7 protein-coding genes are annotated in these 6330 nt (G+C 66.0%); 3 read left to right on the top strand and 4 right to left on the bottom strand.

The annotated features are described in order from the left end of the window. Window positions 1-106 precede the first annotated feature (106 nt). Window positions 107-865, bottom strand: coding sequence for a metallophosphoesterase family protein (locus MESS4_RS27020; RefSeq protein ID WP_006338221.1), 759 nt, complete (start codon window positions 863-865; stop codon window positions 107-109). Window positions 866-1104: 239 nt separating this feature from the next. Further along, entirely contained in the window at window positions 1105-1461 is a 357-nt protein-coding gene (locus tag MESS4_RS27015; protein ID WP_006338219.1) for a helix-turn-helix transcriptional regulator, read from the bottom strand. A gap of 193 nt (window positions 1462-1654) precedes the next feature. Between MESS4_RS27015 and MESS4_RS27010 the strand changes: the two genes are divergently transcribed. Then, complete coding sequence (locus tag MESS4_RS27010) at window positions 1655-2833, top strand: MFS transporter (RefSeq protein WP_006338216.1); 1179 nt, start codon at window positions 1655-1657, stop codon at window positions 2831-2833. A 155-nt stretch (window positions 2834-2988) separates the two neighbouring features. On the opposite strand, the gene MESS4_RS27005 is transcribed toward MESS4_RS27010, so the two are convergent. Further along, entirely contained in the window at window positions 2989-3453 is a 465-nt protein-coding gene (locus MESS4_RS27005; RefSeq protein ID WP_036242293.1) for a MarR family winged helix-turn-helix transcriptional regulator, read from the bottom strand. A gap of 200 nt (window positions 3454-3653) precedes the next feature. On the opposite strand from MESS4_RS27005, the gene MESS4_RS27000 reads away from it, so the two are divergent. Then, on the top strand, window positions 3654-4445 hold the full coding sequence (locus tag MESS4_RS27000; protein WP_006338212.1) for an SDR family oxidoreductase: 792 nt from the start codon (window positions 3654-3656) through the stop codon (window positions 4443-4445). Between the two features lie 219 nt (window positions 4446-4664). On the opposite strand, the gene MESS4_RS26995 is transcribed toward MESS4_RS27000, so the two are convergent. Beyond that, the gene (locus tag MESS4_RS26995) at window positions 4665-5264 is read right to left on the bottom strand and encodes a LysE family translocator (RefSeq protein ID WP_006338211.1); all 600 of its coding nucleotides are present in this window, start codon (window positions 5262-5264) and stop codon (window positions 4665-4667) included. Window positions 5265-5319: 55 nt separating this feature from the next. On the opposite strand from MESS4_RS26995, the gene MESS4_RS26990 reads away from it, so the two are divergent. Then, on the top strand, window positions 5320-6225 hold the full coding sequence (locus MESS4_RS26990; protein WP_006338208.1) for a LysR family transcriptional regulator: 906 nt from the start codon (window positions 5320-5322) through the stop codon (window positions 6223-6225). The last annotated feature ends 105 nt before the right edge of the window (window positions 6226-6330 follow it).

The following is a 6330-nucleotide window of genomic DNA, read 5'->3' as shown; positions in this document are numbered from 1 at the left end:
CTCAAGCGGGGTATGAGTTCGTGCCTCGCTCAGCCCGGGGCATGAGCTTCGCTCAGCCCGGCATGAACTCGTGCCTCGCTCAGCCCGGCATGAACTCGTGCCTCGCTCAGCCTGGCATGAACCCGGTGCGCAGCGCGTGGGCCCATTCTGGCCGTCCCGCCTGTTCGGCCTGCCGCGCCGCCGCCTCGTGATCGTATTCGACTGCAATGGCCTCGAAGCGATCGGGACGGCCCGGTTGGCCCAGTTCGACGATGCCGTAGCGCGCATGCGGCGTGCCCTGCTCGGAGACATGCGCCGGCGGCGTATCGTCGTCATAGGCGGGGCAGCCGATGCTGCCGGGGTTGAAGATGACGGGACCATCGGGAATGCCGATCAGCTCGGCGCGGTGGCTGTGGCCGCACAGCACGATGCGGCAAGAAGTGTCGAGCCCCTTCAGCCGTCGCCTGATGGCGGCCAGCGGCGCACGCACCAACTGGCCATCCGATATCGCGTCGGCCAGGTATTTTTCGTCGTGATCGGGCCGGGCGTGGAAGGCGATGACGCCGGGCGCGATCTCCAGGGTCAGGGGCAGGGCAAACAGCGCCTCGCGCTGCGCCGCCGTCAGCCGCTCCTGCGCGTAGCGGTCGGAAGGCCACATCTGGTCGTCGGCCGGGTCGACGGCGACGCGGCGGTCATGGTTGCCGCGCACCGTCGGCAGGTTGAGGGCTTCCAGCCGCGCAAACGTCTCGCGCGGCCACAGCGGGCCGGAGACGCAATCGCCGAGATTGACGACGAGGTCTGCGCCGCCGCGCTGCCTGAGATCGTCGAGCACGGCGTCGAGCGCCAGCACATTGCCGTGGATATCGGCGAGGACGGCGATGCGCATCGGAAGCTCCGGTGGGTTGAGGCAGCGTTTCCTCGCCCCCGCGAAGCGGGGGAGAGGTGGCCGCGAAGCGGCCGGAGAGGGGGCTCTTCGCAACGGCGCGTCGAGAGAAAATGAAACTTCCTTGAACGATCGGGGAGCGTCAAGGCCCCCTCTCCGTCCCGGCTTCGCCGGGCCACCTCTCCCCCACTCTCGTGGGGGCGAGGAACCCAAGTTCTGGAAGGTCGCTTCCCGGTTGGTGTTTAGGCTGATATTTCGACGTCGTGGCCACCGACCATCGGCAGCGCGGTATCCTCGGCGGCGGCGGCGATCACACTGTCGAGCAGGCCCGGAAAGCGGGCGTCGAGATCGTTGCGGCGCAGCGTGATCAGCCGGCTGGTGCCGACCACCTCGGCGCGGGTGACGCCGGCCTCGCGCAGCTTGGCCAGATGATAGCTGAGATTGGTCTTCGAGCCGAGATCGAGGAACTGGCTGCAATTCAGCGGCACGCCTTCCTTGCTGGCGAGATAGCGCACGATGGCGAGCCTGGTCGGGTCGCCGAGCACGGCAAGCACGTTCGGCAGGCTGATCTGGTCGGCGGTGGGATGGGGCAACGTCATGCCTGAGACCTAAGCACAATTGGGGCCGATTTCAACGCATCTGCTCCTACGCCAGTGCACCCGGCCTTGACGCTGCCTCGGCCTGTCCTGACACAGGGCTGTCAGCAGGGTTCAGCTATTTTCGCCAGGCTTCATTGACATCATGCCCTGTTATGTCCAATTGTTCAATAACTTTTGAACTAAGGATTTCGCCATGGACAAGCGCCTCTTCTGGCTTGCACTCGGATCGTTCACGATCTCGACCGAAGGCTTCGTCATTTCCAGCCTGCTGCCGGATATCGCGGCCGATGCCGGCATCTCCATTCCGCTCGCCGGCTCGCTGATCACCGCCTTCGCGCTCGCCTATGCGGTCGGCACGCCGATCCTGGCGACGCTGACCGGCGAATGGGACCGGCGCCGCGTCATCCTGTGGACGCTGGTGTTCTTCGTGCTCGGCAATCTGGTGGCGGCGTTGAGTTCCTCCTTCGAAGTGCTGCTGATCGCGCGCATCGTCATGGCGCTGTCGTCAGGCCTGTTCGCGGCAACCGCGCAAGGGACTGCCGTGGCGCTCGTCGACGATCATCACCGGGCACGCGCCATTGCGGTCGTCGTCGGCGGCACCACGGTGGCGGTGGCGGTCGGCGCGCCACTCGGCGCGCTTGTCGCGACCATTGCCGGCTGGCGCGGCACGTTCTTTGCCATCGCCGGCCTCGGCGCCCTGGCCGGCGCGATCCTGTGGTACCGGCTGCCGCAGGGCATCGTCGGCACCAGGCTGCCGCTCCGGCGGCGGCTGGCGGCGGCACTTCGTCCAGGCGTGCCATCGATCCTGCTGACAACGCTGCTGGCGCTCACCGGTGCTTTCACGGTCTTTGCCTATGTCGCGCCGCTGGCAATCGAAGGCGGGGGCTTGGGCCCGATCGCACTGCCGGGCATGCTGCTGGCCTTCGGTGTCGGCGCCGTCATCGGCAACATTGCCGGCGGGCAGGCCGCCGACCGTTTCGGCGCGACGCGCACCGTCGGCTGGTCGCTGGGGCTGAGTGCGGCCATGCTGGTCATGCTTTCGGTCATCCCGGCCTTCCTGCCGCACCATATTGCCGGACCGGCGCTGATGGCCATGATGGTGCCGTGGGGCATCGTCGGCTGGGCGTTCCCGCCGGCGCAGGCCAGCCGCATCATCAAGCTGGCGCCCGACGCCGCACCGATCGTGCTGTCGCTCAACGCCTCGGCGCTCTATCTCGGCGTGGCGCTGGGCGCGGTGGTCGGCGGTGCGGTGCTGCGCTACGGCGCGCCGGCCGATCTCGGCCTGGTCGCCGCCGCCTTCCCGATCGTGGGGTTAGGCGTCGTGCTGGCCGGACGCATGCTGGCCCGGACCGTCGCCATGCCGGCGGAGTAGCCCCTAGAGCGGTTCATCGTTTCGCGGAAACGCTGAACCGCTCTATCTCTTTGTTTTGACGCAATTCACTAGGGAAAGCGCTCTGCGCTTTTCCCAGGAAAACCGTTTCACACTTTTCCTGGAATTGCTCTAGGAACCAATCGCCGGCCGACGCTTCATTTCGATGGCGCGGCCGGCGGCATGTCAAAATCCAGCGCGGCGATGTCATCCAGCGCCGCGCGCAGCCTTGCCGCCTCGTCCTTGCCGACCATCGCCTCGAAACGCTGCTGGGCGAGGCTCCACAATTTCATGGCCTCATCGAGCTTGATCAGGCCTTGCGGCGTCAGCCGCACGCGTTTGACGCGGCGGTCGTCCTTGTCGGCAAAGGTCTCGACATAGCCGTCGCGGATCAGAGGCTTCAGCGTATGGCCGAGCGCCGACAGGTCCATGATCAAGGCTGCCGCGATGGCGCCCATCGCCGGCTCGTCGCCGATAAGGATCTGATAGAGCAGGCCCTGCTGCGTGGCCTTGAGGCCCGAGGGGGCGAGCATATCGTCATAGAACTGGCCAAGCTTGCGCGTCGCGCGCCGTAGCATGGCGTTGTTGCAAAGGGTCAGGCCGGGCAGGGCGGCTTGGGTCACGGTGATTCCCTTGGAGAGCGAACGGCGTTCGCCCATTCTGCCTGAAATAATCTTCGACAGTCCGATTGACAAGATAGTGGCATATACCTACTTCCCAAAAAGTGGCATATGCCACTAAATGAAATCTGGTGGCTTGAGACAGGTGAGGGCGTTGCCCGCCGCACTTATAGCCAAGGTCGAAAAACAGAAGGATCAGGACAATGAGCAATCAGAACAAGGGCACGGCGGTGATCACCGGCGCCTCGTCGGGCATCGGCGCGGTCTATGCGGACCGGTTGGCCGGGCAGGGCTATGATCTCGTGCTGGTGGCGCGCCGCGCCGACCGGCTCGAGGAACTGGCGCAGAAGCTGCGCTATGCCTACAGAAGCAAGGTCAGCGTCATCAGCGCCGATCTCGCTGACGATAGGGATGTCCGCCGCGTCGAGCAGGCGATATCGGCCGACGAGAGCGTCACGCTGCTGGTCAACAATGCCGGCATCGGCGGGGCGCAAGTGGTGGCGACAGCCGACGCCGACCTCGCCGAGCGCATGATCAAGGTCAATATCGTCGCCTTGACGCGGCTGACGCGCGCCGTTTTGCCGGGCCTGATCGCCCGCAAGCGCGGCGCCATCGTCAACATCGCCTCGGTGCTCGCCTTCGACACCTCGTTCGGCGGCATCTACAGCGGCACCAAGGCCTATGTCGTGAACTTCACCGAGGCCTTGCAGCGCGAAGTCGCCGGCACCGGGGTGAAGGCGCAGGTCGTGCTGCCGGGCGCCACGCGCACCGAATTCTGGGAAGTTGCGGGCAGCGATATCGACAAGCTTCCAAAGGAAATCATCATGACGGCCGATGACCTGGTCGATGCCGCGCTTGTCGGGCTCGCCAGAGGCGAAGCCGTCACCGCGCCCGGGCTCGCCGATGCGGCCAAGCTGGATGCTTTCCTTAGTGCCCGGCAGGGCTTCTACGGCAGCCTGCACGCAGACAAGCCGGCGGCACGCTACGCAGCTTGAGAGCCGAGGTGGGATTGGCGCCGACCTCGCAGAATTTGGGTTCCTCGCCCCCGCAAAGCGGTCGCAAAGCGGGGGAGAGGTGGACGCGAAGCGGACGGAGGGGGCTTCGTAGGGCGAATGCCCTGCAGAACTTGGTCACCGTCTCGCCAGGCCCCCTCTCCGTCTCGGCTTCGCCGAGCCACCTCTCCCCCACGTCCGTGGGGGCGAGGAACTCAAGCGTTAGGCCGACCGCCACATCGGGATGACCGAGGCGGCCAGCAGCAGGCCCAGCGCGATGTTGAGTGCACGCCATTGCCGCTCGGTCCTGAGCAACCGGGCGAGCAGCGTGCCGGCCACGCACCACAATGATAGCGACAGTGCCGCGGCCAGACCGAAGACCGCGCCGAGCAACAGCGCCAGTTGCAGAGGTCCGTTGGCGAGCGCCGCAAAGGATGCCGCCGCACCCAACCCCATGGCCCAGCCCTTGGGGTTCATCCATTGCAGGCCGGCGCCACCGAAGAAACTGTTGGGCTTTGCCATCGACACGTCGAGATTGGGAGGGCCGCCGCGGCCGATCTTGAAGGCAAGCCAGACAAGGTAGAGCGATCCGGCGATCTTCATCGCCAATTGCAGGAACGGGGCGGCAGCCAGCAGGCCGGCGAGCCCGACAGCCCCGGCGGCCGCCACCGAGGCCAGGCCGGCGGCGCTGCCGGCCATCAACGGAACCGAGCGGCGAAAGCCGAACTGGGCTCCGGACGCCGTCGACAAGGTCGTGGCCATGCCTGGCGTGGAGGTTGCGACGAGCGCGAACAGGACAAGCGGGAAGATGCTCTCGAACATGCCGTTTCCTCTATGGAACCGCCATGCTAGAGATTGTCTTCTATCAGTAAATGCAATGTTTGATATGCTTGGCATTAGCACATATAATGCCGGCATGATCCGCAACCTCGATTCTGCACTGATCCGAACCTTCGTCACCGTCGCCGACAGAGCCAGCATGACGGCGGCGGCGAACGCGCTGCATCTGACGCAAGGCGCGGTGAGCCAGCAGATCAAACGGCTGGAGGAGCTTCTCGGCTGCGGCCTGTTCGAGCGCGACCGGCGCGGATTGCGCTTGACGCGCGCCGGCGAACGGCTGCTCGGCAAGGCCAAGCGCCTGCTCGCGCTCAATGACGAGATCTGGACCGAGATGAACGGCAATGCGGTTGCGGGCGAAGTTCGGATCGGCGTACCCTACGACCTTGTCGGCACCCTTTTGGCGCCAGTGCTGAAGACCTATGCCGAGACCTATCCGCAAGTGGAGATTTCACTGATCTGCGCGTCCTCGCCGGAGCTTGCCGCGGCGCTCGCGGCCGGAACCATGGACCTTGCCGTGATCGAGGAGCGGGTCGGCCCGTCCGCCGGCGAATGCCTGCTGATCGACCGGCTGGTCTGGGTTGGCGCGAAGGGTGGCGTCGCCCGGGCCAAGCGCCCCTTGCCGGTGTCGATGGTGGCCGACACCTGCGCTTTCCGCCCGGCGGTGATTTCGGTGCTCGACGAGAACGGGTTGGAATGGCGCACCGTGTTCGAAAACGGCAATATCGACGCGACGACGGCGACGGTGCGCTCGGACCTTGCCGTCACCACCTGGCTGGCCTCCACCGTGCCCGCCGATCTCGACATTCTGTCCGATCCGGAACTGCCGGCCTTGCCGAATTTCGCGATCAACCTGCATCTGCCGAAGCATGGCATCGAGCCCGCCGCAATGGAGTTTGCGGCGTGTATTCGCGAGGGGCTGTCGCGGCGGCGAGAGGCGGCTTGAACGGCCTTTTGCAGAACTTGGGTTCCTCGCCCCCGCCAGAGGTGGGGGAGAGGTGGCCGCGAAGCGGCCGGAGAGGGGCTTCGTAGGGCGAATGCGTTGCGCCAG

The sequence above is a fragment of the Mesorhizobium sp. STM 4661 genome (assembly GCF_000359125.1).
Taxonomy (GTDB): domain Bacteria; phylum Pseudomonadota; class Alphaproteobacteria; order Rhizobiales; family Rhizobiaceae; genus Mesorhizobium.
The sequence above is the reverse complement of the archived record's forward strand: the minus strand, read 5'-3'. Positions and strand labels throughout refer to the sequence as shown.

Bases quoted from the DNA above. Each gene is read 5' to 3' on its own strand.
- MESS4_RS27020 (WP_006338221.1), bottom strand. From the start codon at position 865: ATGCGCATCGCCGTCCTCGCCGATATCCACGGCAATGTGCTGGCGCTC.
- MESS4_RS27015 (WP_006338219.1), bottom strand. From the start codon at position 1,461: ATGACGTTGCCCCATCCCACCGCCGACCAGATCAGCCTGCCGAACGTG.
- MESS4_RS27010 (WP_006338216.1), top strand. From the start codon at position 1,655: ATGGACAAGCGCCTCTTCTGGCTTGCACTCGGATCGTTCACGATCTCG.
- MESS4_RS27000 (WP_006338212.1), top strand. From the start codon at position 3,654: ATGAGCAATCAGAACAAGGGCACGGCGGTGATCACCGGCGCCTCGTCG.
- MESS4_RS26995 (WP_006338211.1), bottom strand. From the start codon at position 5,264: ATGTTCGAGAGCATCTTCCCGCTTGTCCTGTTCGCGCTCGTCGCAACC.
- MESS4_RS26990 (WP_006338208.1), top strand. From the start codon at position 5,320: ATGTTTGATATGCTTGGCATTAGCACATATAATGCCGGCATGATCCGC.